Source organism: Streptococcus sp. oral taxon 431 (assembly GCF_023110115.1).
In the GTDB taxonomy this organism is placed as follows: Bacteria; Bacillota; Bacilli; order Lactobacillales; family Streptococcaceae; genus Streptococcus.
On the sequence record NZ_JALDVP010000001.1, the window covers coordinates 391,665 to 418,209 of the forward strand.

Consider the following 26,545-nt stretch of genomic DNA (forward strand, 5'->3'; position numbering starts at 1 on the left):
CTATGTTATAATGAAATCAATCATTACTTGTGGAAAAGGAGTAACTATGCTAAAACTTGGTATCATAGGAACTAGTTCAATCAGCCATCATTTTCTAGAGGCTGCCCATACTAGCGGGAAATTTCAACTGGGTGCAGTCTATTCTAGAAAAATAGAAACTGCAGAAAAGTTTGTTGAACAGTATCAAGGCGTTAAGCTATTTGATCAGCTAAATGATTTCTTTAATGATTCATTCGATGTGGTATACATTGCTAGTCCGAACTCATTGCATTATAGTCAGGCAAAGATGGCTTTATCTGCTGGAAAACATGTTATCCTTGAAAAACCAGCGGTGACTCAACCACAAGAATGGCAGGAATTAGTTCAAACGGCTAAAGATAATAAATGTTTTATCTTTGAAGCAGCAAGAAACTACCACGAAGATGCTTTTACTACAATCAAAGACTTTCTTGCGAACAAACAAATTCTTGGTGCAGACTTTAACTATGCCAAATATTCTTCTAAGATGCCTAACCTACTTGCTGGCAATACTCCTAATGTTTTCTCAGACCGTTTTGCAGGTGGTGCACTTATGGATCTTGGTATTTATCCTATCTATGCTGCTGTTCGCTTATTTGGAAAACCGACTCATGCAACCTATCAAGCTCAGAAACTAGATAATAGCATTGATTTAAATGGGGATGGTATTCTCTCATATCCTGACTATCAAGTACACATCAAAGCAGGAAAGAATATCACATCTAATCTTCCTTGTGAGATTTATACTGCTGATGGAACCTTGACACTTAATACAATCGAGCATGTCCAATCAGCTACTTTTACAGACCATCAAGGAAATGATGTTCAACTTCCTATCCAGCAGGCTCCTCACACCATGACTGAGGAAGTTTCTGCTTTCGCACATATGATCAAGCAAGCAGACCTGACTCTCTACCAATCTTGGATTGATGATGCGACACACGTCCACAACCTACTTTACACCATGCGCCAGAATGCTGGCATTAGATTTGAGGCAGAAAAATGAAAACCAAACTACCTACCGAATGGCTTGAACTCCTTGACCAACTCGGTTTCCAAGAATTCACCCCCATTCAAACTCAACTTTTTGAACCGATAACAGAAGGTGAAAACCTACTTGGAGTCAGTCCAACTGGTACAGGGAAGACTTTAGCCTATCTTCTACCTAGCCTTCTCAAACTGCAAAAGAAAAAAGCCCAACAATTATTGATTTTAGCACCTAATACTGAGCTTGCTGGACAAATTTTTGAAGTCACTAAAACCTGGGGTGAGGCTATCGGATTAACAGCTCAGCTATTTCTATCCGGTTCGAGCCAGAAACGCCAAATTGAACGACTTAAAAAAGGACCAGAAATTCTGATTGGAACACCTGGTCGTATCTTTGAACTCATTAAATTGAAAAAAATCAAGATGATGAATGTGGAAACAATCATTCTTGATGAATTCGACCAGCTCCTTGATGATTCTCAAATTCATTTTGTCGAGAAGATTACCCACTACGCTCCTCGTGACCATCAACTTATTTACATGAGTGCCACTACCAAATTTGACCAAGATAAGATTGCACCTAACACACGCGTCATTGATCTATCAGACCAAAAATTAGACAATATTCAACATTTCTACATGCAAGTAGACCAACGTCACAGAGTAGATATGCTTCGTAAACTAGCACAGGTTGAAGATTTCCGTGGTCTTGTCTTCTTTAATAGCTTGTCAGACCTTGGAAGCGCCGAGGAAAAATTACAATATCGTGATGTTTTAGCAGTTTCGCTAGCTAGCGATGTCAACGTTAAACTTAGAAAAGTTATTCTAGAAAAATTCAAAGATAATCAACTGACACTACTTCTTGCCACAGACCTTCTCGCTCGTGGTATCGACATTGATAGCCTGGAATGCGTGATTAACTTTGACGTCCCTAGAGACAAGGAAACTTACACTCACCGTGCAGGTCGTACAGGACGCATGGGTAAAGAAGGCTATGTCATCACTCTTGTGACACATCCAGAAGAGCTTAAAAAACTGAAGAAATTTGCAAGTGTACGTGAAATCGTCCTGAAAAATCAGGAACTGTATATTAAATAAGGTTGGCCTGAGCCAACCTTATTTGATATTTAGCAATTTACTTTTTTTATTCTATAAACTTTATATTGGATTTATTATGAACTTTTTTCTATATTTATTGAGTGAAGCGAGTATTTTACCTGACTTTTCGCAGTAATAAAAACACCAGAAAAGTCATTCAGGTGTTCGGAAACTTTGAGACATAAGGCTCAAAGTTTAGGTATGGAATTTCATGGATTGCTGAAATCATCCACTGGATAATTTCACCTACCGTCCGTTATTACTAAAGAAAAGTCAAAAAGATTTATCATAAATAAGGTTGGCAATTGCCAACCTTTTTCTTATCCCCAAGTAATTTCTAAACGGTAGTTGGCAAATGGAACTCCTTCTTTGTTTTGTAATTGATAGGATAGTTCAATCTTCTCTTCACCAACTTCGTAGTGGCTTGTTTGGATGATAAACTCCTGCAGACCCATAGGTGTCGGAATATAGGCTAAACTATCAGAATCCTTGAGAAAACGCATGATGGTCTTGGGACTTGAGAAACGTGACATGACCAGTTCCTCCCCATTAAATTTCAAAACTACTTTTTCTTGATCTTCATTGTAAAAAAGGAGATAGGAAAAATCGCCCTTTTCCCGTAATTCAACATCATAAAGTTGGTCGATTACTTCCAATTGGTCATCGAACTTGATGGTATTTCTCATTCTAATCTTCACAACTATTCCTCTTTCTTCTCACTTATCCCTACTATTTTACCAAAAAGGCAAGGAATTTGCTATAATGGTCTTATGAATGAAAAAGTATTTCGTGACCCAGTTCACAACTATATCCACGTTAATAATCAAGTCATTTATGACCTGATCAATACCAAAGAATTTCAGCGGCTTCGTCGCATCAAACAGCTTGGAACATCTAGCTATACTTTCCACGGTGGAGAGCATAGCCGTTTTTCTCACTGTTTGGGTGTCTATGAAATTGCTAGGCAAATTACGGAAATTTTTGAGGAGAAATATCCTGAGGAATGGGATTCTAACGAGTCACTATTAACCATGACTGCGGCTCTTCTACATGATCTCGGACACGGTGCCTACTCTCATACTTTTGAAAATCTCTTTGACACCGACCACGAGGCCATTACCCAGGAAATTATCCAAAGCCCTGATACAGAGATTCATCAGGTTCTTTTGCAGGTTGCACCGGACTTTCCAAAAAAAGTAGCCAGCGTTATCGATCACACTTATCCAAACAAACAAGTGGTTCAGCTCATTTCTAGTCAGATTGATGCAGACCGTATGGACTATCTCCTTCGCGACTCCTACTTCACCGGTGCTTTTTATGGCCAGTTCGATCTGACACGTATTCTTCGTGTCATTCGTCCTGTTGAAAATGGCATTGCCTTTCAGCGTAATGGGATGCATGCCATCGAGGACTATGTACTCAGTCGTTACCAGATGTATATGCAGGTTTATTTCCACCCAGCCACACGCGCCATGGAAGTCCTTCTGCAAAATCTTTTGAAACGTGCCAAGGAGCTCTATCCTGAAAATAAGGACTTCTTTGCCCTTACGTCCCCACATCTACTGCCATTTTTTGAGAAAAACGTTAGCTTGTCTGACTATCTTGCACTTGACGACGGGGTTATGAATACCTATTTCCAACTCTGGATGACTAGTACAGATAAAATTCTAGCTGATCTTTCGCAACGTTTTATCAACCGTAAGGTCTTTAAATCTATTACTTTTTCTGAGGACGACCAAGACCAGCTTGAAATCATGCGGAATTTCGTAGAAGAAATTGGTTTTGACCCCAACTATTACACAGCTATTCATAAGAATTTTGACCTTCCTTACGATATTTATCGACCAGAGTCTGAAAATCCAAGAACTCAAATCGAGATTGTCCAAAAGAATGGTGAGCTGGCAGAACTTTCTAGCCTATCTCCTATCGTTCAATCTCTTGCAGGAAGCCGTCATGGTGACAACCGCTTCTACTTCCCTAAAGAAATGCTTAAACAAAACAGTATTTTCACGAATATCATTCAACAATTTTCACATTTGATTGAGAATGATCATTTTAATCCAGATAAGAAATAACAGAGGAAATTTATGAGTATAAAACTAATCGCCGTCGATATTGATGGTACCCTAGTTAATAGCAAAAAAGAAATTACTCCAGAAGTTTTTGCAGCTATCCAAGATGCCAAAGCAGCTGGAGTCAAGGTTGTCATTGCAACAGGACGCCCCATTGCTGGTGTTGCCAAACTCCTTGACGACTTGCAGTTGAGAGATGAAGGTGACTATGTTGTGACCTTCAACGGTGCCCTTGTTCAGGAAACTGCTACAGGACATGAGATTATCAGCGAATCCTTGACCTACGAAGACTATCTGGATATGGAATTTCTCAGCCGTAAACTTGGAGTTCATATGCATGCTATTACCAAAGATGGTATCTATACAGCCAATCGTAATATCGGTAAATATACCGTACACGAATCAACCCTCGTCAGCATGCCAATTTTTTACCGTACACCTGAAGAGATGGCTGATAAAGAAATCGTCAAATGTATGTTTATCGACGAACCTGAGATTCTCGATGCTGCTATTGAAAAGATTCCAGCAGAATTTTACGAGCGCTACTCTATCAACAAATCTGCTCCATTTTACCTAGAACTCCTTAAAAAGGATGTAGACAAGGGTTCAGCCATTACGCACTTAGCTGAGAAACTTGGACTAAGTAAGGATGAAACCATGGCGATCGGGGATGAAGAAAATGACCGTGCCATGCTAGCAGTCGTTGGAAACCCCGTTGTTATGGAAAACGGGAACCCAGAACTCAAAAAAATTGCCAAATACATCACCAAAACAAATGATGAATCAGGCGTTGCCCATGCTATCCGTACTTGGGTCTTGTAAACTGAATAGAATATAATAAAAGTACCCCAGAAGTTAGATATTACAAACTAACTCCTGGGGTGTTTTAATTACAGATTACTCTTCCTCATCAAACATAAGCGCATCCAGTTCTTCTCTTTCAGCTGCAATCTCTTCATAGGTCGTAATAATATTATTTAATATTTCTAATGTGATGACACCAGTCGAATCATTCATTGTAACCATGGTTCCAATGCTACTTAAGTCATGAATAAGGGCTCTTACTTTTTTTAATTCGTCCAAATCTAGAATATCCACTTCCATAACTGTATCATGATTTTTTATTCTTGATTGGATTAGAGAAAGAGACAAGGATGAATAGTTTCTTAACAACTTATAGGTCATTGACTTGTCGCCTATAGTATCAATACAAATGGCTAACATCGTCCGTACTCCTTTACTCACTTTTTTGTATGTTCTACCTTCAATCTCATATCAGTATCTTATAGGTCTTTATAAGCAGCATTAGTCCAGTGACTCCTGCTGTAAATCTTTGATAAACTTCACAACTTGACGGTTTTCAATCCTAACATAATATCCACCGCTATTATTGACAAGTTTATCCCCTTCATATTTATCAATCTTTACGGCATAAAGACCGCTTGGAAGGGGTTGATTGTTAAAAAATTCTTTCATTTGCGATTCAAGATCTTCAAGATAGGCATCATATAACTGGTCCTTCTTGTCTTTTGGAGTGTAGTATCGAAATTGAAATTCTGGTATAAAAATATCTTTTTGGAAAAGATATTGAGCATCCATAGGATACATCCCTTGTAATGCTTGTCCATTTCTTTGATTTTCCTCTAAAATTTCATCATAAAGATACATATTGCCAGATTTACTATTAAATTGAAAATCAATCCCTTCGTACTTCAAAGCAGTCATTTTAGGGTCTGTTATTGAATTCTCCAATTTTTTTAAAAATTCGCTGGTGCCTGGACTAATCTCAATCCCTAAATAAGCTAATTCTGGAAAAGTTTGATAGATTTTTTTGTTTTGTTTATAATCTACTTCCGCATCTGTTTTTTTATAATTTTTAAGTTCTGAAGGACGAGTATAATATTTAAAAAGAGTCTTAGCCTGATAGGTTTTACCAGCTATATTTTCACTATACGTACCATGGATTACAAATCCTCCAACGCTTGTATAGTTTTTTTCATATTCTTCTAACTCAAACTGCCCTGTAAGGCCGTAGTTCTCATAAGAACGATGTACAGCTTGCTCAAGTTCATTCCGACTAGCATGGGCAAATAGACCCCACATATCCATCATTGCAATAATAGGACTAAGTATTATGAATATTGCGAATAGTATAACTATGGATAAGCAGCCAATTAATAAGCCTTTTTTCATATTTCTATCCCTAACTAGCATTTGTATTGCTTACCTTTCAACCCGACGATTGCTTTTTTCGATTTCGTTCATAAACTCCCCCTATTGTTTAAAGATTGTTAAATCTAGCTGAACTGTCTTAGCCTTCGAATTCAATTGGATTGTAACCCCATAAATCGAGCCACTAGAGTACCTTACTCTGATTCTACAGGTTGTATCCTCTGGCATATCGTACTTATTTTTAAGATATTTATAGAGGTCAGAATGATTTTCTGGTTCATATATAATATCACGAAGCTCTGTTTCTGCACTCTTAAAGGTTTCTTTTATATTCAAGGAAGCGAAATAATCTCTTTGTACTACCAAATTAAGGATTTCCTCATCAAATAAAGGATTTATCTCAGACTCATAATTTAACTTACCATTAGAATATGTAACCGGAACAGTTTCTTTATCTTCCCCAAGTGTTATTGTGTAATCACCTTTAATGTCAGCTTGATTAATATCTAAGTCTACTGCGTATTTTTTTACTTCATCTTCAGTTTTTATATAGACTCTACTAATGTATATCTTTAGTCCGGTAAAATCCTTCTTATCTTGCTCTAAAAATTTAAATATAGGTTCAAACGTTTTTTCAAATTCGTACTGTTCTTTTGTTCTGTTTTTGGGAATAGTTTCACCACCCAAACTACATCCATTTAGTGCAAAAAGTGTCAAAAACATAAGCATTATACTAACAACCCAAAATAAGTATTTATGATTTTTCATGTAAAAATTTCTCCAATATTGAAATTAGTGCTATTTTTAGCTTACAATCTTTTTGATCGGATTCAAAAAATTACTTTCCTTTCGCTAAATAAATTGCAGCACTGATTTGAAACAATTTTTCTTCAGATTCTAAACTTAGTAGTATATCGTATCTGTCATAATACGCATATCCAAGACTAACTGAAAGTTTTGTGTCAGATGGAAGATTATACTTTTCCACTATTTTTTTATAAAACTCTGATTGATTTTCTGGCTCGTAGATAATATCACTCAATTCAGTTTCTGCGCTCTTAAAAGTTTTTTTCACATCTAAGGAAGCGAAATAATCTCTTGAAACCACTAAATTAAGAATTTCTTCATCAAATAAAGGATCTATCTCTGACTCATAATTTAACTTACCATTAGAATAAGTAACAGGAACTGTCTCTTTAGTGTCACCACGTGTTATTGTGTAATCTCCTTTAATATCAGCTTGATTAATATCTAAGTCCACTTCGTACTTTTTGACTTTAGCTTGATTTTTTATATAAACATCACTAGTGTATGACTTTAGTCCAGTAATCTCCTTCTTGTCTTGTTCTAAAAATTTAAACATGGGTTCAAACGTTTTTTCGAATTCGTACTGCTTCTTTGTCCTGTTTTTTGGAATGGTTTCTCCACCCAAACTACATCCGTTTAGTGCAAAAAGTGTCAAAAACATTAGCATTACACTAACAACCCAAAATAAGTGTTTTTTCATTTCTTTCTCCTAAACATTCTACGCCTATTATACCACACCATGGATATCTTATGAATTGTTCAAAATTTGGTCAAAGAAAAAACACCGGTTATCCAGTGTTTTTGTGACTAGTTTCGCTCCCTGCAGAAATATAAAATATGCTTAAAAAGCCTATTCTAATAGGATTTAGGATAAACTTGGTCAAAAGTTTGCCTAAACTATTTTTAGATTAACCTTCATATTTTTGTAAGAAATGAAATTTGGCGAGACATTTTAAAAATCAAAAATTATCAACACCTTTGTAAAATGACTCTAATTATTTGTACAATGCATCGACTTCGGATCTATAATCAAACTAGACAGAAAACCCAAAAAGTTTACAAATAAATATAACTTTTGGAGGCTGGAGATTATCAGATGAATCTGACTTACTACTTCAACACTCCTACTTGTATATCTGTATAGAATTTTTCATTAATTGTTGTGGTAAAAAAGAAGGGAGGGGTCAACTCTTTATAATCTCGAAAATGAATATAGCCAGCTAAAAAGTCGATTCCTTCTCTTACTGACTCATCATCTGGTTCCAAAATTCTAGTTGAAACAGTATTTAAAACTTGAAACATACTGTGATACAAAAAGTCTTTCGGCAAAGCATCTTCAATATACTCTTCTTCTACTGGGATAAACAGTTCCATCAACACATCTTGATTTTCTTCTAACTTAGAATTAATTGTATAAAAGAAAGGTCCTCGAAGCGTATATCCTGCTTTTCTTACTTCGTCTAAAAAAGCGTTATAAGTGTCCGGCATCTCTTCTGGAGATACTTTGTAATACCTTGAGATAACATTTCTATACTGTATATCTTGGTATTCTCCCACGTTTTTAAATAGCATCTGAAATCTCCTTAATTGGGATATTAATTTCAACAAAGTGCTGTCCAAATATTGGCAATATCGCTAGAAAAACGGTATCTCCTTGCATTTCCAACCCCTTATCTTGAATATATTGCTTCATTTCTTCAATTTTTGGAAGGAGATGTTCATCAAATGGAGTTACATCAGAGACACACTGCTTAATTGTAAAATGTTCTAGATATTGAAATTCATCATTTCCTTCAATTGGGATGTTTGTCGGAATATAGACCTTAAACAAGGATTCTCCTGGCTTTCCAAATGTGCTCAAACATGTTTCAATCGTTGTCGGACCATTTTTATAGACCCCTGTTTCAAATAATAATTTTTCACAACCTTCAATCAAATCTAGAAAAGAATCCATGGGAACTTTTTTCTCTGTATAAGCAATATCGCTGATATCTATTCTAATTAATTTCATTTTATTTCTCCTCTATAAATAAAGTTATTCGTGCTTTTCTTTTTCCAACCGGTGAATACTTGAGTATATCCGAGAATAAAGAACGAGTTCAATGAAATACTCAGCCCTACTAAACCGATGATGATATATATTCCAGACAACATAAACAATCGTGTTATGACTACTATTGCTGCTGACGTTATTATTACAATAAGGGCTGGTAAGTGTAAGATATTCTTCTTATGCTCAGTATCTGGCATTTGTTTTACTTTTGGAACAATTGATATTTGATAAAAAAAGTTTATCACTTGAAAAGCAAAGCTCAATCCAATGCAAAGAAAAAATATCGATAAATACTGTTCCCCAAAGAATATAGAGCTCAAAAAAAGAAGCTCAAAATGAAAAAAAAGAAACGAAGTCGTCGGAACTGATTGTAATAATTTTAAAGCGGAAAATTTTTGAAATAACAAAAATGCAAGCAGTACTATTACCATATGGACAATAGTAACATGAATTAAAAATATACTAAGATTATGCATTTGATTCTTAGTAAATATAGAAACAATCAGTACCACTGAAGTAAATAGAAATTCGAATAAAAATGCAAGATAGAAATTTAAATTTCTTACTGGTATATAACCAGTCATCAGTATATTCAAAAACTCATAATATCTTTCTTTCATTTCTCTCCCCTAAACAACAAAATCTATGTCTATTATAACACAAAAGAGAGCGCCTTTCGCTCTCTTTATCGCTCTGTAAGTCCTGCCCTCAAGATCATATCCTTAATGCTCCATTCACACGGCTTAGATTTTTTTTGATTAAGCTGAACTAATCTGCGATTGAATTGCAGCTTCTTGACTAGCATTTGACATCATTCCTCCCCTTAAATTTACTATTTGTAAATTGCATTCAATAGAAATACTAATGTCAACAAGATGGGTGTTAAAATTAATGCTGCCATACCCACCCATACTTGATGCTTATACACTACTTCCATACCACTGTATCTCTCAACAAAGGACTCTTTGGGACAAGCAGGGTTATACCAAACAGTCATCTTTGATCCCTTTGGAAAAGCGTCTTCCAAAACACGTGTAACAGAAACGACCGAATTTCTATAAATTGTTATCTTTTGAGCTAATAACTCCGACCTAGAAGTGGCTTGTACACTCTTCCAAGGAACTGATACGAGAATAACTCTATGGTAATCCAAATTTCTTTGATAAGTTCTCCCATCAACTTTATATTCAACAATTGGAGGACCTGCCGGTTTTGAATAATTGTATCCTACTACAACTCCCTCAACGCATGCCGTAGATAAATTTTTAATCCTTAGTTCTCTTTTGTAAAAATAACGGAAAAAGAAAAGTACAGATGAACAGAGTAATAAAATTCCAAATAGCAACAAAAAATAAAGCTTTAAATCTGACATATAGTTCTCCTACTTCATTTGAATATCTGATATACTTAGGTTCATTATTTCTCTAACAAATAAGCTACTACTAAAATAATGTACATCATAATTAATAATACAGCACTCCCAATGCCTAACAATTTATAAAGTTTGTTAATCCCACAGTATCGTTCCACATAAGCCCTGTTTGGTTTTTCAGGATCATACCATACCGTCATCTTCGAATAGACTGGAAAATGCGTACGCATTAAGTTATTAAACGATATAAAGGAATTACGATAAAAGGTTAGCGAATTTGCTAGCATGCCTTCTCTAGTAAAGTTATCAGATGTACTTATTGGCCCCCATGGAAGCGAAACCGTTTTGATTATAAAATACTGTAAAGATTTCCTATAACTAGTTCCATCGACCACATACTCGACAATCGGAGGATTTCCAAGTTTAAAACTATTATAGCCTACAACTGTTCCTGTAACTGATGATTTGGCAAGACGTACCATTTTTTTATCTCGAAAATAAAGATATAAATATGTGCCAGACAATAAAATTATGGATAAAAAAATAACAACTGTAGCAAATAAAAATAACATGGTTTCTGTTGTCACATTCTCCTCCTAACTTAGTCGACACTCTTCACATCTGACATCGAAAGTTTCATCTTGGAAGGATCTGACATCGAGTCAACAATCTCCAATTGCTCTGAATTTAATGGTAACAAAATTAACGTAGTTGTATAAGAGGGTAATTCTCCGCTATCCTTGATAGCATAACTTATCTTTTGATTGTCAAAAATAGTTTTTCCATCATAAGACCAACTCAGTGAAAACTCTAAATCTTTTTTGATATCTACATCGGTCTTGTTAACTAACATTAGCGCTGCTCTACCATCTGAGACTGCACCCGTAAAATAGATAGCCATACTTCCCTTACTTCCAATTTCTGGATGTTCTTTGGTCAACTTTTTACCAAGTTCAATTAAATCCGACGTTTGGCCTTCATATTGTGGTGCTACTACAAATTTCAATTTTTTATCTTCAGTTATAACTGTATCACTTTTACTAGTCTCTTTTTTCCCAGTTTCATTTACATTTGTGCAACCTCCAAGTATTAACAACAAAAATATAAAAAATACTTTCTTCATTTCTCTCTCCAAAAAACAACAAAATCTATGTCTATTATAACACAAAAGAGAGCGGTTTCGCTCTTTATCTATTTCCATGTACTTTAATCACACATGATTACCATCTTATAAGGTAGAAGATAAAGAAAAAGCAAGCTCAATAGCTTGCTTGATAGTTAAGGAATTAAGAATTGATTTTCATAATCTTTTGGGAGATCATAAGATATTTCTCCATTGCTATTACCAAATCGACTTTGATTAAAAATTGGAAATAGCTTGGAGTCATACTCAGTTTTTATAGAAAAACGTTCTCTATCAAAACCAATAGTTGCAGCTACTGACGGATCCTCAAAAACCGTTTGTTTCCCTTGGGAATGCAAACGAACGTTTATAGTAGCTATTTCTTCAGGATATTTCTCAAATCGAACATCAAAACGAATGTCTCTACCTATCGAAGGAGTGTATATTTGATGTTTACTTACACTTACACTGATACTTTGAATCTTTCCTAATTTCTGTTCCAATTCTGGGTCGTTTCTATACAGGTTGGTTTGGATAGCTAGTTTGAAATTTTCCTCATGTTCTTGTAGCCATCTGTTAAGTAAACCAATCATAATTTCTTTTTGAACTTTCGAGGATACATCCTTGCCTTTGTTAACAGAAGCATTCAAAAGATTATTCATCGTTTCATTCAATTTATCATGCTCTCTCTTCCAATCCCATGAGGGATCACTTGATACCTCTACTACTGATAAGTACCATCTCCTCATAGTTTCAGGAGATTTATAAGGATTTGGTTTTATAAATGTAAAAGGACCTATACCAGCATCAGGAAAGACTAATTCTACTTTCATTGACTGCTTGCGATTATTATTAGCATAGGCTGTAAAGGAAATATGATAATTTCCACCTACATCTCCACCATTATCAAAGCTTCCCCTCGCAGAACCTGGTAAAAGCGTCACTGACTTTATATATTGCCCTTGACTATCTATGTCTGCAATAATTTCTCTCTTGATAGAATCCCGATGATCATGAATGAACTTGCCAGTGTTCCCAATCGGTACCCTCATAAACAAATACGACAAAGCAATAATCATAAAGGGAACAGAAATCGCGAGGAATATCCACTTGTTCGATTTTAACATAATATCTCCTGATGCTCTCTAAAAATCAGTTATAAGACAGCATTTATGTTGCTTTTTAACCTATAACTTTTCTATTTTTTCAAAAATGAGTTCTTGTTTTTCGTAACTTTTTCGAAGTGGTAACATACCTAAAATCACCGTAAAGAAACCCAAAAATAAAATACTATTAATGATAAGGATAGAGGCTTCTGTCCCATTATCAGTAAATATATAAAATCCTAAACATCCTATAACTGCAACAAAAAGAATAGGCAGAAGTTTATACAGTTTTAACTGACGTTGTGAGCTTGCTAATTTGAAAACTATTTGATACTTCGTTTCTTCACTTGAAAGCTTTTGGTGAAGACTACGACGAACTACAAAAGCAATGAACCTGAAAGTAAGATAAGCTAGGACAATAGAGAGGAAAAATAATCCTAATTTAAAAGAAATATTATGGCTAATGTCATATCTCTTAAAAGCATTCGTAACAATCCCATAACCAGCTCCTCCTATTGCTACACCTATTCCAATACCAAGAGATTTGCTCATAGTTGGAGCTAAGCTCTCAAAACTCGTATCTCTTTTATCTAACTTTAAGCATTTAGCTGTGATTTCACTAGGAAGAGAACCCCAGAAATAAGTTTTAGGACTAATACTTGTCATATCCAAAAGATATTTATCACCTTTAAATTCTACAATTTTATGAAACGTTTTATTTGTTTCTTTAAATTTTAATTCCACATTTACCACCCAAACTAAACCTATTCAGCTCAAAAAGTATCGAAAGCATTAGCGTTTCACTAACAATCCAAAATAAGCATTTATATTTTTTCATTTCTTTCTCCTAAACATTCTATTTCCATTATACCATACCATGGATATCTTATGAATGGTTCAAAATTTGGTCAAAGAAAAAACACTAGTTATCCAGTGTTATTGTTGCTAGTTTCGCTCCCTGCAGGAATATAAATATCAGTCCTAAAGTCCTATTCTAAGGGCTTTTCTATATCACTTGGTCAAATTTTGGTCAAAAATTTCGCTAACTTTTTATCCAACTCACTCTGGCAATTCTACCTTCAAGCTCATATCTGTTGGTTGTAACACTTTCTGAACCGCTGCAAGAAAGGCCAATCCATTATCAGATGGGGAGTACTGGAATGTGATATGGATGATTTTTTTATCAAACTTATCGCCATATCGCTCCACATACTGCTTGCTTTCGAGGAAGTAGATGTAGTTGTTGAGTTTTTCTTGAAGTTTCAAGAGATGTTCCTCTTCTAATGACTCTATCCATTTGTTTTCATCAATCAACAACAACTCTAGATGGTCATCTGAAACACCCATCGCATCAATACTCGTAACGTCTAGTTCAATTTTCTCAACTGTTTTAATGGTTTTTACTACCTTTGGTGGATTGTAGTATTTTTCCTTGAATTCCTTGAGAATCTTCTCCACCTTTTCTTCGTCACACTGTCTGTATAAAGGATCACGATCTAATGCATTACACAGCCCTTGATATAACCAATCTTTCTTCTGCTCATCTGATAGATTAGAAATACTCTCTATAATATTTCTTACCAATTCATCTGTTTCAATAACAAAGGGAATATCATAATAATTCGTTACAAACCATTTTTGATTAGAAATATATTGAGTGACCTTCTTTAATTTCATTAAATCATTAGATAAGCTAAAATCTTTCAAGATATCAAAGGTTCTGGTCGCTATATCCCTATCACCTTCCACATACAAAGGATATAAGCAATATTCTATCAATACCCCAATATCTGTACTATCAAGTTCATAAGAATCCCTTTGCCATATACGATATTTTGCATCTGTACCTAAAAAAGCTTCTTTCTCTTTTCCTTCTCTCATCACATTACGATAAAAATTAATAAAAGATTCATAATCTTTAGGCTTTGGTATTTCAAATTTTTCCATTTATTTACTCCATTGATTTATTCTAAAAATCCCTTCAACTTGCTCAATTTCATTAGTGCCAGGCTTATAGACACGTGGATTTTTGATTTCATAATAGCCTTGACGTTCAATCGCAGATAGGAAATCATCAAGAGAGCGTTCCCGCTCCCTTTATCACTCCGGTAATTCTACCTTCAAGCTCATATCAGTCGGTTGTAACACTTTCTGAACCGCTGCAAGAAAGGCTAAACCGTTATCAGATGGAGAATATTGGAAAGTAATTTGGATGATTTTTTTATCAAACTTATCACCATATCGATCCACATACTGCTTGCTTTCGAGGAAGTGAATATAATTGTTGATTTTTTCCTGCAGAATTTCCAGATGGACTGCTTCTATCTCTTCCTCCCAGCCAATTGGATCCACCAGAAGAAGCTCTAAATGACTCTTTACAACACCAATAGCATCAAGTTCGCTAGGTTTCAATTTTGAAACGATGGCTTGAGTGACAATTTGTCTAAATTCCACTGCTGTAAAAAGACTGCGACAATTTTTAGGATTTATCAAAATAAAAGAAGGATGACCTTCAATAAAGAGCTTATCGGACTCTTCCTGTGTATATTGCCTTTTTGATTTCCAAAAGCCATACTGCGCATAATTCATCAACTCTTTGCCAGTATGTTCTCCCGACATATAACTATCTACAGCTTCTTTAGGGATTTCTTGAACCACTTCTGGCATGGTAATATTAAAAGTTGGATAACGCAAGAAATACTTATCACCATCTTGGCAAATTTCCAACATATCTTTTTTGCTTAAATAGATTACTTTCATTAAATTCACCTTTGCTATTTGAAACCTATTTACTAATCACTTATAGGCCAGTGCCCTGTTTCAGCATAAATCATTACTTCATATGTTCCCCTAAAAGATTCAAATGCTTTATCCATCAGTTCTTTAGTAATAGGATAGCGAACTTCTGGACCCATGGCTCCGCCAATTTCTTTAAAGAAGCTAATTTCGTAATAGCCGTCTGTCTCATATACAAGAAATCCATTACCTCTATGTACAATCGTATCCGATTGATTATAATGTTCTAACTCATCTTTCTTTGGCCAACGATGATGTTCACAATAAAACATTACTTCTAAAGAATCTTTTTCTGATTTTGAAACACGTTCTGCTAATTCCTGGCTAATGGGAAAGTTAAGCGCTTCTTTCCCTCTACTCCATAAAATCTGATAATCATTGTTATTTTTTAATATTGTGCAATTTTTGTATTGCTGAATTTCTGTTGTCATACAACACCTTTTACATTGTTTAATCAATTCTAATCATTCTATTTCTGAAACGTCTAACTATATATGAGGTTATTTTATCCAAAATGTTGATTTTATCAAACGAAAAAGTCGGTTTATTGCATCATTTTCGTTTATAAATTTATCTCTTATCCAAATATCTTGGCGCTCATTAATCTCATACACCATATGCCGTCCTTGTACAGTAGGAGGTTGGTTGAGTAGTCATTCATCAAATTGACCAGTGTCTGAAGGAGAGTTCCATGCACCTCTACTAGGTAAGTACGCATGCTCGAGATGTCGTGATAGCAAACTTCTATATTATAGAACGAAAGTGATAGAAACAACATTTAAATAATACTTTGGAACGAAAGCATATACTGTCTTATTCTAAATAGCCTAATAAAAATGAGTAAAACTGTTTGAAAGTTATTTCACAGTTTCTTATACAACTTACTACCAATTCTCCCACTGAGTTTCGACTTTCACCTCGCCATAGTTGCTTGGAGAATACTTACTGTCATAAATCGAGCACCAATCTTTCAAGACTTTCTGGTTGACGATTTCGTCGTAGTAAGAATCCAAATCCTTGGCAGTGATACCGTACTTTTCTAAGTAAGATTTCACTTGTGCCTCGTCTTCAATATATGTTTTCGAACTATTTTCATAAATCATAATTTTTTTAACTAGTACTTTTTTCTTAAATCCGTAATGAATGACAAAGTTAATTTTTTCTCCTGAATTAGCATATCTTTCAAACCTAATATTTATACCTTTACTACTACCATCAAAATTAAACCGTAGTTCTAAGTTCTTCACATCGCTTCCAAGAGAAGAATCATCGTATGTTATTATTGATTCATACTTATCCGTTTCATTCATATTCGAATCATAAAGCTTTCGATTTTTTACTGTCACATTTTTTAAGTCTTTGAAGTTATAATGGCCCAAATAATTTTTGGCTGTTTCTTGGTAAATCTCATCAAAAATGTTTTTAGGTTGATGGATAAAAAAGTAGAAACAAAATAATACAATTAGTGCATATAACCCTATTAGACCTAATATTTTCTTCATGTTATCACCAATTCTCCCACTGGGTTTCAATCTTGATATCGCCATAATTACTTGGCGAGAACTTGCTGTCATAGATGGTACACCAGTCTTTTAAGACTTTTTGATTGACGATTTCGTCGTAGTAAGAATCCAAATCCTTGGCAGTGACACCGTACTGCTCTAGGTAGGATTTTACTTGGTCCTCGTCTTCGATATAAGTTTCCGTATCTGCTTTCTTTAAACCTATTTTGGCAAATTTTTTTAAATTGCGTTCTTTATGAGAATATACAGTCCACATTTTTATATTCACGTTGGACTCTATACGTTTTTCAAATGAAATCAAGCTTAATTGAGCTTTGGATTTAAAATTAAAATCTATAGCAATTTTCTCATAGCTATCTGGTAAAGCATTTCCCTCATAGGCGACACTTGGATAAAATCTAGAATCATCACTATACTCTTGATATTTATGTGCTTCAACATCTTTCAACTTGTTAAAGACATTATTTCCTAGATAGGTCTTCTCCGTTTCTTGGTAAATCTCATCAAAAATGTTTTTAGGTTGACGCACAAAAAAGTAGAAACAGGATGATATGATTATCACGAATAAGGCTACTAAACCGAGTGTTTTCTTCATTAACTTTTCCTCCTAGTCTACCACAGCCTCTAAACGATTTAAAAATGTCGATACATCTGGATATTTTCTTTCAATATATGCTTTAAGAGCATCCTCCCCTTTTTCCATAACCTCTAATGGAAGGATACTAGCATAAATAGTACTTCTGACTGTATCCCAATCCTTTCTTCTTGACTTAAATAAATAGTTTCCATTCTTATCTCCTTTTCCATCTACCAAATGTCTACTAATGTTACCTTATCTTTTGGAGCTGGGTCGATTACTCTTGGATTTTGAACTGAAACAAGAACAATATCATACGAATTATGAACGCTCTTTTTCGAACCATAAAGTGTATAGTGGACTGACCTTTTCAAATAATTCCTTTTCGTATTGATATCTATTCTCTTGTACTTTCTCAACTATTTGACTAGCTTTCTCAAATTCATTATCTTTAATCAATTTGACAATTAATTCTGCATCCTTTTCATCAATCTTTTGCGAGGAAATATTTTTAATGATAATCTTTAAAATTTGATAAGTTACTTCATTATCATCTAATTTAGAAATCTCGGATGTTATTCTCTCTCGTTCAGTAAAAACTAGATTATATCTCCCACTTCCATCTTCTATTATAGAAATTCCTTCTGGAAAATAAGGAGGTTGTTCAGAAAAATGAATTCCAAATTCACCTAATTTTATATTTCCAATTTTTGAAACTTCGGATTCAATTTTGTTTTTTAATTTTATTAGCATTTAATTATTCCTATTTAAATATTAAAACTTCTCAATTCCCTCTGAACTATACCCTAGCAAAGTAGCTTCATATTGATCTCCTAGTCCGCTAGTACCATTCAGTTGAATCAACCACTCCTTAATAGTTTTTAATTTTACAATTGATGCATAGAAGGTTTGAAATATTCTGTTTGGTTGGAAAAATAGATGTATTCATTGTCACTTGCATCTACGTAATAAATCTTGTTTAACTCTGAAGAAAAATTTATTTTTTCTTTAGTCCTAGAATCATTCGAATAGAAATTATCCAGTTGTTCTCTAGTCAAGTATTCTTTTAATACTTCAATATCCTCTATATGATTTATTAAGGTTATTAATGGGAATTCAAAATCTGTAACTCCTCTTTTAACAAAGATTGCAAAATAGAGTTGGGCCAACTCCTTGTTACGAATTTTACAGTAGTCTAAAATGTTCCCTCTTTCATTTAGTGAAATAACAAATTCGTCTTCTCTTTGTTCTAGAATATAAATAATATCCACATTATCATATATCCGCAACTTGTTATTTCTTGAAACAATTTCAATATTACCGGCAAATCTTTCCAAACTGCCAATATATTCATTATCAAACATTATCATTTCCTCGCATGGAGTCACATATTTTTTTAATAAGGATTAAACGTCAGCATCAAAACTTTACTTTTCAATAGAATTTAAAAAATCATCAATATCTTGACCTTCTAAACTTTTGACCTTAACTCCCTGATCTTTAAAGATTCCTAAGGGTGTTTCGACTATTTTTAAGGCTTCAATGTCTTTTCGACCAATCTCTTTTGCCCATTCTAATTTGTTTATCTGCTTGAATCCCAACTCATCTTTTATTTCATTTTGGTTGGCGCTTGGTATTATTTCAAACCAATCTTTCTCAATATTCCTTCGAATCATTCCACTACTAACATCAAAAGAATGGCCCTTATATTGAATCTCATAATGAATACTGTATAGATAGTCTAGCTCTTCCATCTTGACTTTTTTGACAAAATGATCTTTAAACACTCGACCACTTATTTTAGAAACATATGCTTCAAAGCGTTCATCTTGAGATTTGCTATGTAATGTAATTTTTCTTTCACCAGCAAATTGTTCAGCTGAATATCTAATACCTTTATATACCGCGTACATATTTTATCCCCTACGAGTTTCAGTATACAACCATCCTTTGGCTTTCAAAAACTTGTCTGGAATGCGAAGCTCGATTTCCGCCATAATTTCTTTTAAGTAGCTGTCCCAATCGCTAGTCGCCATATAACTTCGCATTCCACTTTCAAGGGACGCTCCAAATTCATCATTTAAAATAATAGAGAATCCGCACAGATCGTTTTCGTAATTAAATTGAACCCAATAGTAGTCATATGCCCTGAATACGAGGCGTAATATATGATGATTTGGGACATCGACGAACTCACAAATAGTTACTTCAGAGGCTCTATCTCCAAAATACCGCTCAATCCGTCTAATCAATTCCAATTTTATCTCTTCTACACTCTTCCGCACCATACCAATACCTCCTAATCCTTTTATCTCCAACCTTTAGCTTTTAAATATTTCTCTGGGATATATGACTCGATTTTTGCCATGATTTCTTTTAAATATGCATCCCAATCACTTATTTCGCTATAACGACTGTTTGGCTTAGAAAGCAATAACCCTTCCTCGCCTTTTAAAAACAGATAAATCTCAAAAAAATCATTCTCATACTGATATTTTACTCCGGCAAAATTATAGACGCGGAACTTCAGTTTGAAAGTATGATGATTTGGTTCATCAACTATATCATCAAACACTATACCATTAATCTTATTTTTAAATACTCTTTTAACTATATCAAAAAATTCATCTGATAAAATATCCATATTATTTAATTCCAATGCAATACCTCCCAACTCTTTTATCTCCATCCTTTGGCTTTCAAAAACTTGTCGGGAATGCGAAGTTCAATCTCATCCATAACTCCTTTTAAGTATTTATCCCAATCTGATATCTGGCTGTATACAGCTGGCTCTTTAGTCAAAGATATCTTCACTTCTTTCGTTAAGGCAATGAAAAACTCGCACAGGTCATTCTCATAATCAAATTCAATCGCGAAAAAATCGTAAGCCTCAAAGTCTATTTTAAAAGTTTGATGATTGGGTTCATCAACTATATCGTACATACAACATGTTCCAATTCGCTTGGCAAAAACTCTATCCAATATGTCGCAGAATTCATTCGCCAAAATATGCATTTTACTTTCAAACATTACAAGATACCTCTTCTTTTATGCCATCCTTTGGCTTTTAAAAACTTGTCGGGAATATGAAGCTCGATTTCCGCCATAATTTCTTTTAAGTAGCTGTCCCAATCTTTGATATCATTGTAAGCGCCTAGTCCTCGCTCCCCGTTTAAAGAGGCTCCATATTGTCCACCGATTGAAACCGAAAAACCACAAAAACCTCTATCATAGTTGAATAATATTAAATAATAATCATACGCAACAAACCGAATTCCAAATCGCTGATAAGGTAAATACTCAACAACATCCACAATTTTTGGCTCAGTGATACGCTCACCAAATACATTTTTGATTTTTTCACTAGTTTCCAATGCTAGTTGAAATATTTGATTCTCTTCCATAAAAACTCCTTCTATTCTTTATAACATAGCCAACCTTTTGCTTTTAAATACTTCTCTGGTATGCGAAGTTCTATTTCTTTCATGATTTCTGTTAGATACGCGTCCCAATCTGTTATCTGGCTGTATACAGTTGGCTCTTTAGTCAGGGATATTTTTACTTCTTTCGTTAAAACAATGAAGAACTCGCACAGGTCATTCTCATAATCAAATTCAATCGCGAAGTAATCGTAAGCCTCAAAGTCTAATTTAAAAGTTTGATGACTGGTTTCATCAACATAATCGTAACCAGTAATCGTATCCACTCTTTCTCCAAATACCTTCCTTATTTGCTTTCTAGTTTCTCTTGCGAGCTCTAGCATATCGTTTATTTGCATACTCCGTTCCTCTTTCATCTTACAGCCAGCCCTTGGCTTTTAAAAACTTGTCCGGAATCCGGAGTTCGAGCTCATCCTTGATTCCTTTTAAATAACTATCCCAATCTGTTATTTTGCTATATACAGCTGGCTCTTTGGTCAGGGATAATTTCACTTCTTTCGTTAAGACAATGAAGAACTCGCACAGGTCATTCTCATAATCAAATTCAATAGTAAAGTAATCATATGCCTTAAAATCAATTTTAAACTCGTGATGATTAGCTTCTTCAACAACATCATAAATTCCAGATGAATCCATCTTATTCCCAAAATAAGTTCGAATCATTCTGCTCGTTTCTACAGCAAACTTCTCAGTTTCATTTAATTCCATAATATTATTCTCCTCAAAATAATCATTTTCTTTAAAATCTATTTGGTCAATTCTTTAATAAAACTTCTGCTCTATCTGAATCTAGAAAGTCTTTCAATAGTTGCAAGGTGTGTTCAACTGACTTTTTATCACGTCCATACACTCTTTTTATGCTTTTGTCATCGATTATCTTGGATAAAAAGATAATGGAAAATCTCTGTTCATCCGTTTGAGTGAACCATATGTTAAACAAGCCACCCTCTCCTGCTTCCAATTGCCTATTTTTACTTGTTGATGAAATACCTATTGTCATATGATAACCCTTATACACGAACGGAAAATTAAAATTTTCATCTTCTCCTTCATGAATGGCAATCGTATCAAGATCTATCGAAAAAACTTGCTCTAACGCTTGCTTGACATTCTGATAACCTAAACTCTCTCTTATCGGTAAGTAACCTTCGCTCATTTATGAGACCTCCACATATTTTCGAAATTCTCAAACTTCTATTACTTTGATAGAGTCAAATCAACTATTTTCCCCGTTTTTATATCGATTTTAAACCTTCTGGCGTAAAAATCAGTCGCATAAAGCCAGCCATCGCTCAAAGTCATCTGTTCAAAGGGATAAATATTATTACTGTATCCACTATTATCTATCGTCCAAACTACATTTCCACTACCATCAACTCTTAAAATGTTATTTTTTTCAATATCATTATCAAAGGGAATTTCCAATAAAACAATTAATTCGTCACCGTGTTCAATTATATTTCGGATTTCAAATGTAAAAGATTTTATAATTTCACCATTTTCTATTAGCTGATGTTTTTTATATTCTAGCATTGTATCAACCTTTCATCTGAGAATACCTACGTTAATCAGTCTTTTAATGATTTCTTCTTATTCTTGTTAAATCAATATCCTTTCATCACACTGCTAATCCTGTAACATAGCTAAAAACTCTGTAAAGTTATTAGCTACAAACTCTATAGCAGGTTCTAGCTCGTATGATTCCTCGTGGTACCAGATACAAATGCTTGGATTTTCGGGATCCTCTATATAATTTAAACAAAGAAAGTCGCCACCGAACAATGCTGCTATGGGGACCAATTCAAACCCCAAAATATCTTCATGGACAAACAAACGTTCATCCAGTTGGGACATTACAACATCAATGTCATACACGCCTAGTGGATTGTCTTTTGAATTCTCTAACACACACAAGAATCGCTCAATTAAAAAGGACCTGTTTTTTAAAGAAAATAAATTTTTAGAAGGACGAAAACCTTTTTTTCTCATTATAAATTTCTTATAATCTTCAGGTAGTTGAACTTTCCACGCAACTTCTCTTTCCTGTAATAGCGCGTCAGTTGGCAAAGGGTAGATAATTGATTGATCTTGCTGGGACATATCTTTTTCTCCTACAGTTGCTTACTTTTTACTTCCTCAAACCATTTATCAAACTCTAGACGCGGAATCAATTCTTCATCCTTGTCATAACGCTCTTCATAGCTATAGCGACTATCAAGACTGTTTTTCTTGGCATCATAAATTAACCACATTTCAGTTGGATGTTCACGATTGTATTCTTGGCAAACATCAAGCATTTTCTGTATATCTTCAAGACCATATCGTAGTACTGAAAACATCATATTTTTAGAATCATCTACTTTAGTATCCAAAACAGTGTTAACCCTGTGTAATTTGATAAAAACTCCATTAATTTTATAAAAAACATCAAAAGAAAGTAATGCTTCTTCAGAAATGCAATAAATATATACTTTTTCTGCCTGATTTTGGACATATTCCATAGCTAATGAAATCATACTAGCTTGAACTTCCATAAATTTATCTTCAAATTGTGTCATTTGTAACTCCTACAATCCCTGTGTTTTCACTTCCTCAAACCATTTTTCAAACTCTAGTCGTGGAAGCAACTCTTCATCCTTGTCATAACGCCCTTCATAGCTATAGCGACTATCAAGACTGTTTTTCTGTGCATCATAAATCAACCACATTTCAGTTGGATGTTCGCGATTGTATTCTTGGCACACATCAAGCATTGATTTTACATCCTTGACACCTTCTTTCAACAAGAGAGATTGTAAACTGGTATCAATGTGTGATTTTGTAGGTAAAAAATCATTTACTAAGTGTTTGTGTACAATATTTCCTTTAATCTTATAAAATACATTAAAACTATACAAACTGTCCGCTATCGCATAGATATATACTTTTTCTGCTTGATTATGGACATATTCCATAGCTAGTGAAATCATGCTAACCTGAACTTCCATGAATTTATCTTCAAATTGTGCCATATTCTTCTCCTACAGTTTCTTGCCTTTTACTTCCTCAAACCATTTTTCAAACTCTAGACGTGGAAGCAATTCTTCATTCTTGTCGTAACGCCCTTCATATCTATAACGACTGTCAAGGCTGTTTTTCTTGGCATCATAAATTAACCACATTTCAGTTGGGTGTTCACGATTGTATTCTTGGCAGACATCAATCAATTTCTGTATGTCCTCAGCTCCGTATTCCAATAAAGCGAATGCCATATTATCGGAATCATCTATTTTATTTGTCGCAACTTCATTAACTTTGTCCATTTCAATTACAATACCATTAATCTTATAAAAAACTTTATATGACTGTAATGCTTCTTCAGAGATGCAATAAATGTATACTTTTTCTGCTTGATTTTGGACATATTCCATTGCTAACGAAATCATGCTAACCTGAACATCCATAAATTTATCTTCAAATACCATGATTCACCTCAATCTCTTTCTTCACTTCATTGTACCATTGTTCAAAAATATTGCCCGAGGTTAGCGTATCTGAATTAGAATAGAATAAATCATAGGAATACTTTCCCTTTACTTTATTCTGTTTATGATCATAAATCAATTTTATCTGAGTAGGCATTGGCTGGTTATACTTTTCACAAATTTTCTTTAACTCTTTAACGTCCTCGGTTCCTATTTTTAAGACATGAAAAATTAGATTATTTAAATCTTCAAAGTTATTCCCTGGTAACGAACGCATAGTAAAAATTTTATTCTCAGAAATATAAAATATGTTAAAACTGTATGAATTATTCTCATTAGAACCATAAATGTACACAGTATCAACCTTTTGCTTTACCCTATCCGCATATTCTAATGCCAACTGAATCATATCTGTTTGTTTAGCTGAAAATTCATCTTCAAAATTTTTCATAGCAACAATCCTATTCTCTCTAATTCTTTTAAGGCCTCTTCCTTCGAGGGCAATTGACAACGCGCAAGAAAGTCTTTGACATCCTGAACGTGATCATAAAAATTACTATTGATTTCTTTTAAATTCTCAATGAAAATCTCTATCAAAGAATTGTCAATATTTTCTAGAGGAGACGGAAGATCTTTCTTATTTTCATATGAATAAGCTTCTTTTGCAGTGGTAGCTATCGCATAACTGATATTATCCCAGGATACTACATGCGATTCATTGTCATCTAATTGCATATAGATAAAAAGTCCACCAAAGTCCGTACCATCATCTAATAGAGCATAGATCTCATCTCCACTTTTATCTCTATTTTCCCAAAAACTCCAGCATGCATCCAGGGCCGTCCGAATATGAGAGTTATAGGGCGAGCTCAACTGATGAGCAATAGCTTCAGAAAAAGTAAGCATAAAATAGCTTTCAAACATATTCTCTCCTTGTCTAGTACTATCTGGACGAATTGGTTTTAGAACGTCCTGTCGTCAATATGAGACTTGTGATTTTCGAAAAATATATAGGCTTTTTCCTGATTAATTTCAAATGTAGCATCTTCATCCGCATCAATATTGAGTTCCAAAACATGGTGCTTATTGAAAATTTCCAGAGAAATATCTTTTGTCCAACCGTAATTAAATTTTAGTTTACCGAAGGTCTGATGATTTATTTCCATTGTTTTTTTAAACCGTTCTTTCTATAAACCTAATCATTTTTATTTTCTGCTCCCCCAAAGTACTATAAGTACCTATCTGTCCAATCTGTCAATGTATATGTCTATTAACTAGTTTTATCGAGCTAGGTTCTTCATAGCAGTGCCAAGTCTTTACTAACCGTATTTCTCTCGATTTTAAATAGGCTTCTGGTTCGGTAAAAAAACTAATCAGATTATTTCTTTCAACTTTGCTCTTAGTTCTCTATCAAATCAATGAATTCCGAAAATGTTTTAGCTAAAAAATAAGCATTATTCTCATCGCTCGAGGCTTCTAATTGATATGTATCGTCGTAATAATATAGGCCTTCGTTCTCATCACCACTTTGCCAAAATAGTAGAAATCCGTGCTGAATAGTGTCACCAATAAGAATGGAATGTTCAAAAATATCATTACGATATTCCTCTGTCCATTGCTCTATATCAGCATTTTTAATTCCAGTATTTATACCAAACATAGTATCAATGTTAATAACTTCATCAATTTGATGAATCTTAATTGAATTTTCAAATTTATAAGATAAATTCCTTCCACCGTTTTGTGTAACTAAAAATTCTTTATAGTCAACTGGAAGTTTGATATCAAATCGTTTTTCTAAAAGTTTGATATCTTCATCTTCTGCATGCCCAAATGGGTCTATAATTAATACCATTTTATCTACCTCCGATATAATGCCTCTTTGCTTGAGGTTCTCAGCCATGTTTAGATGTCCCTGCTAAGAATAACCTTGTTAA

Annotated in this window: 42 protein-coding genes; 4 read left to right on the plus strand and 38 right to left on the minus strand. The window is 34.2% G+C overall.

The features are described from left to right. Positions 1-46: 46 nt before the first annotated feature. Complete coding sequence (locus M1F91_RS02035; RefSeq protein WP_247912422.1) at positions 47-1,024, plus strand: Gfo/Idh/MocA family oxidoreductase; 978 nt, start codon at positions 47-49, stop codon at positions 1,022-1,024. Continuing rightward, the gene (locus tag M1F91_RS02040) at positions 1,021-2,103 is read left to right on the plus strand and encodes a DEAD/DEAH box helicase (RefSeq protein ID WP_247912423.1); all 1,083 of its coding nucleotides are present in this window, start codon (positions 1,021-1,023) and stop codon (positions 2,101-2,103) included. Before M1F91_RS02035 ends, M1F91_RS02040 begins: the two co-directional genes overlap by 4 nt. A 320-nt stretch (positions 2,104-2,423) precedes the next feature. Here the strand turns inward: M1F91_RS02040 and M1F91_RS02045 are convergent, their stop codons facing one another. Next, on the minus strand, positions 2,424-2,801 hold the full coding sequence (locus M1F91_RS02045) for a DUF1934 domain-containing protein (RefSeq protein WP_247912424.1): 378 nt from the start codon (positions 2,799-2,801) through the stop codon (positions 2,424-2,426). A 72-nt stretch (positions 2,802-2,873) separates the two neighbouring features. Here M1F91_RS02045 and M1F91_RS02050 point away from each other — a divergent pair, with 72 nt between their 5' ends. Together M1F91_RS02050 and yidA are read left to right on the plus strand one after the other, a co-directional pair. Next, complete coding sequence (locus tag M1F91_RS02050) at positions 2,874-4,178, plus strand: HD domain-containing protein (RefSeq protein WP_247912425.1); 1,305 nt, start codon at positions 2,874-2,876, stop codon at positions 4,176-4,178. Between the two features lie 12 nt (positions 4,179-4,190). Then, a complete protein-coding gene (gene yidA, locus M1F91_RS02055; RefSeq protein WP_247912426.1) occupies positions 4,191-4,997 on the plus strand; it encodes a sugar-phosphatase in 807 nt (268 codons plus the stop codon). A gap of 75 nt (positions 4,998-5,072) precedes the next feature. Here the strand turns inward: yidA and M1F91_RS02060 are convergent, their stop codons facing one another. From M1F91_RS02060 to M1F91_RS02240, 37 genes are all read right to left on the minus strand, one after another. Continuing rightward, on the minus strand, positions 5,073-5,399 hold the full coding sequence (locus tag M1F91_RS02060) for a hypothetical protein (protein ID WP_006145674.1): 327 nt from the start codon (positions 5,397-5,399) through the stop codon (positions 5,073-5,075). 81 nt (positions 5,400-5,480) lie between these two features. Further along, positions 5,481-6,368: a hypothetical protein gene (locus M1F91_RS02065; RefSeq protein ID WP_247912427.1), complete on the minus strand. Its 888-nt coding sequence runs from the start codon at positions 6,366-6,368 to the stop codon at positions 5,481-5,483. Positions 6,369-6,449: 81 nt separating this feature from the next. Beyond that, complete coding sequence (locus M1F91_RS02070; protein WP_247912428.1) at positions 6,450-7,115, minus strand: hypothetical protein; 666 nt, start codon at positions 7,113-7,115, stop codon at positions 6,450-6,452. A gap of 70 nt (positions 7,116-7,185) precedes the next feature. Then, positions 7,186-7,854, minus strand: a complete 669-nt coding sequence (locus M1F91_RS02075) for a hypothetical protein (RefSeq protein WP_247912429.1) — start codon at positions 7,852-7,854, stop codon at positions 7,186-7,188. Positions 7,855-8,264: 410 nt separating this feature from the next. Continuing rightward, positions 8,265-8,726, minus strand: coding sequence for a hypothetical protein (locus tag M1F91_RS02080; protein ID WP_247912430.1), 462 nt, complete (start codon positions 8,724-8,726; stop codon positions 8,265-8,267). Next, positions 8,716-9,165 carry a hypothetical protein gene (locus M1F91_RS02085; RefSeq protein ID WP_247912431.1) on the minus strand — a complete coding sequence of 150 codons (450 nt, stop codon included), beginning with the start codon at positions 9,163-9,165 and terminating at the stop codon, positions 8,716-8,718. Before M1F91_RS02085 ends, M1F91_RS02080 begins: the two co-directional genes overlap by 11 nt. Then, complete coding sequence (locus M1F91_RS02090) at positions 9,162-9,827, minus strand: lantibiotic ABC transporter permease (protein WP_247912432.1); 666 nt, start codon at positions 9,825-9,827, stop codon at positions 9,162-9,164. The genes M1F91_RS02085 and M1F91_RS02090 overlap by 4 nt, the downstream gene beginning before the upstream one ends. 212 nt (positions 9,828-10,039) lie before the next feature. Continuing rightward, a complete protein-coding gene (locus M1F91_RS02095; RefSeq protein ID WP_247912433.1) occupies positions 10,040-10,579 on the minus strand; it encodes a DUF3592 domain-containing protein in 540 nt (179 codons plus the stop codon). Between the two features lie 44 nt (positions 10,580-10,623). Next, a complete protein-coding gene (locus tag M1F91_RS02100; RefSeq protein WP_247912434.1) occupies positions 10,624-11,166 on the minus strand; it encodes a hypothetical protein in 543 nt (180 codons plus the stop codon). Between the two features lie 14 nt (positions 11,167-11,180). Next, positions 11,181-11,702 (minus strand): hypothetical protein, encoded by a 522-nt coding sequence (locus M1F91_RS02105; RefSeq protein ID WP_247912435.1) that lies wholly within the window; start codon positions 11,700-11,702, stop codon positions 11,181-11,183. Positions 11,703-11,857: 155 nt separating this feature from the next. Then, complete coding sequence (locus tag M1F91_RS02110) at positions 11,858-12,829, minus strand: hypothetical protein (RefSeq protein WP_247912436.1); 972 nt, start codon at positions 12,827-12,829, stop codon at positions 11,858-11,860. A 60-nt stretch (positions 12,830-12,889) separates the two neighbouring features. Beyond that, the gene (locus M1F91_RS02115; protein WP_247912437.1) at positions 12,890-13,552 is read right to left on the minus strand and encodes a hypothetical protein; all 663 of its coding nucleotides are present in this window, start codon (positions 13,550-13,552) and stop codon (positions 12,890-12,892) included. 315 nt (positions 13,553-13,867) lie between these two features. Beyond that, complete coding sequence (locus M1F91_RS02120; protein ID WP_247912438.1) at positions 13,868-14,755, minus strand: NAD glycohydrolase inhibitor; 888 nt, start codon at positions 14,753-14,755, stop codon at positions 13,868-13,870. 153 nt (positions 14,756-14,908) lie between these two features. Then, positions 14,909-15,568, minus strand: a complete 660-nt coding sequence (locus M1F91_RS02125) for a DUF6572 domain-containing protein (RefSeq protein ID WP_247912439.1) — start codon at positions 15,566-15,568, stop codon at positions 14,909-14,911. 32 nt (positions 15,569-15,600) lie between these two features. Then, on the minus strand, positions 15,601-16,035 hold the full coding sequence (locus M1F91_RS02130) for a hypothetical protein (RefSeq protein WP_247912440.1): 435 nt from the start codon (positions 16,033-16,035) through the stop codon (positions 15,601-15,603). 453 nt (positions 16,036-16,488) lie between these two features. Next, entirely contained in the window at positions 16,489-17,106 is a 618-nt protein-coding gene (locus tag M1F91_RS02135; RefSeq protein ID WP_247912441.1) for a TipC family immunity protein, read from the minus strand. A gap of 4 nt (positions 17,107-17,110) precedes the next feature. Further along, positions 17,111-17,722: a TipC family immunity protein gene (locus tag M1F91_RS02140; RefSeq protein ID WP_247912442.1), complete on the minus strand. Its 612-nt coding sequence runs from the start codon at positions 17,720-17,722 to the stop codon at positions 17,111-17,113. Between the two features lie 12 nt (positions 17,723-17,734). Continuing rightward, positions 17,735-17,941 carry a hypothetical protein gene (locus M1F91_RS02145; protein WP_247912443.1) on the minus strand — a complete coding sequence of 69 codons (207 nt, stop codon included), beginning with the start codon at positions 17,939-17,941 and terminating at the stop codon, positions 17,735-17,737. A gap of 84 nt (positions 17,942-18,025) precedes the next feature. Then, positions 18,026-18,457, minus strand: coding sequence for a hypothetical protein (locus tag M1F91_RS02150; protein ID WP_247912444.1), 432 nt, complete (start codon positions 18,455-18,457; stop codon positions 18,026-18,028). Positions 18,458-18,591: 134 nt separating this feature from the next. Next, the gene (locus M1F91_RS02155) at positions 18,592-19,068 is read right to left on the minus strand and encodes a hypothetical protein (RefSeq protein ID WP_247912445.1); all 477 of its coding nucleotides are present in this window, start codon (positions 19,066-19,068) and stop codon (positions 18,592-18,594) included. A 63-nt stretch (positions 19,069-19,131) separates the two neighbouring features. Further along, the gene (locus M1F91_RS02160; protein ID WP_247912446.1) at positions 19,132-19,617 is read right to left on the minus strand and encodes a hypothetical protein; all 486 of its coding nucleotides are present in this window, start codon (positions 19,615-19,617) and stop codon (positions 19,132-19,134) included. Positions 19,618-19,620: 3 nt separating this feature from the next. Beyond that, positions 19,621-19,992, minus strand: coding sequence for a hypothetical protein (locus M1F91_RS02165; protein ID WP_247912447.1), 372 nt, complete (start codon positions 19,990-19,992; stop codon positions 19,621-19,623). 20 nt (positions 19,993-20,012) lie between these two features. Then, a complete protein-coding gene (locus M1F91_RS02170; protein ID WP_247912572.1) occupies positions 20,013-20,363 on the minus strand; it encodes a hypothetical protein in 351 nt (116 codons plus the stop codon). Between the two features lie 20 nt (positions 20,364-20,383). Beyond that, positions 20,384-20,734 carry a hypothetical protein gene (locus M1F91_RS02175; protein ID WP_247912448.1) on the minus strand — a complete coding sequence of 117 codons (351 nt, stop codon included), beginning with the start codon at positions 20,732-20,734 and terminating at the stop codon, positions 20,384-20,386. Further along, positions 20,734-21,108: a hypothetical protein gene (locus tag M1F91_RS02180; RefSeq protein ID WP_247912449.1), complete on the minus strand. Its 375-nt coding sequence runs from the start codon at positions 21,106-21,108 to the stop codon at positions 20,734-20,736. The genes M1F91_RS02175 and M1F91_RS02180 overlap by 1 nt, the downstream gene beginning before the upstream one ends. 11 nt (positions 21,109-21,119) lie before the next feature. Further along, positions 21,120-21,482 (minus strand): hypothetical protein, encoded by a 363-nt coding sequence (locus M1F91_RS02185; RefSeq protein WP_247912450.1) that lies wholly within the window; start codon positions 21,480-21,482, stop codon positions 21,120-21,122. 19 nt (positions 21,483-21,501) lie between these two features. After that, entirely contained in the window at positions 21,502-21,852 is a 351-nt protein-coding gene (locus tag M1F91_RS02190) for a hypothetical protein (protein ID WP_247912451.1), read from the minus strand. 46 nt (positions 21,853-21,898) lie between these two features. Beyond that, positions 21,899-22,300 (minus strand): hypothetical protein, encoded by a 402-nt coding sequence (locus M1F91_RS02195; RefSeq protein ID WP_247912452.1) that lies wholly within the window; start codon positions 22,298-22,300, stop codon positions 21,899-21,901. 41 nt (positions 22,301-22,341) lie between these two features. Further along, positions 22,342-22,677, minus strand: a complete 336-nt coding sequence (locus tag M1F91_RS02200; protein ID WP_247912453.1) for a hypothetical protein — start codon at positions 22,675-22,677, stop codon at positions 22,342-22,344. A 93-nt stretch (positions 22,678-22,770) separates the two neighbouring features. After that, the gene (locus tag M1F91_RS02205) at positions 22,771-23,244 is read right to left on the minus strand and encodes an SMI1/KNR4 family protein (protein ID WP_247912454.1); all 474 of its coding nucleotides are present in this window, start codon (positions 23,242-23,244) and stop codon (positions 22,771-22,773) included. Positions 23,245-23,255: 11 nt separating this feature from the next. Next, positions 23,256-23,702, minus strand: coding sequence for a hypothetical protein (locus M1F91_RS02210; RefSeq protein ID WP_247912455.1), 447 nt, complete (start codon positions 23,700-23,702; stop codon positions 23,256-23,258). 9 nt (positions 23,703-23,711) lie between these two features. Beyond that, positions 23,712-24,155: a hypothetical protein gene (locus M1F91_RS02215; RefSeq protein WP_247912456.1), complete on the minus strand. Its 444-nt coding sequence runs from the start codon at positions 24,153-24,155 to the stop codon at positions 23,712-23,714. 9 nt (positions 24,156-24,164) lie between these two features. Then, positions 24,165-24,608, minus strand: coding sequence for a hypothetical protein (locus M1F91_RS02220; RefSeq protein ID WP_247912457.1), 444 nt, complete (start codon positions 24,606-24,608; stop codon positions 24,165-24,167). Next, a complete protein-coding gene (locus M1F91_RS02225; protein ID WP_247912458.1) occupies positions 24,598-25,059 on the minus strand; it encodes a hypothetical protein in 462 nt (153 codons plus the stop codon). The genes M1F91_RS02220 and M1F91_RS02225 overlap by 11 nt, the downstream gene beginning before the upstream one ends. Further along, a complete protein-coding gene (locus M1F91_RS02230) occupies positions 25,056-25,532 on the minus strand; it encodes an Imm6 family immunity protein (RefSeq protein WP_247912459.1) in 477 nt (158 codons plus the stop codon). The genes M1F91_RS02225 and M1F91_RS02230 overlap by 4 nt, the downstream gene beginning before the upstream one ends. Positions 25,533-25,570: 38 nt before the next feature. Then, a complete protein-coding gene (locus tag M1F91_RS02235; protein ID WP_247912460.1) occupies positions 25,571-25,774 on the minus strand; it encodes a hypothetical protein in 204 nt (67 codons plus the stop codon). 233 nt (positions 25,775-26,007) lie between these two features. Then, positions 26,008-26,463: an SMI1/KNR4 family protein gene (locus M1F91_RS02240; RefSeq protein ID WP_247912461.1), complete on the minus strand. Its 456-nt coding sequence runs from the start codon at positions 26,461-26,463 to the stop codon at positions 26,008-26,010. Between the last annotated feature and the right edge of the window lie 82 nt (positions 26,464-26,545).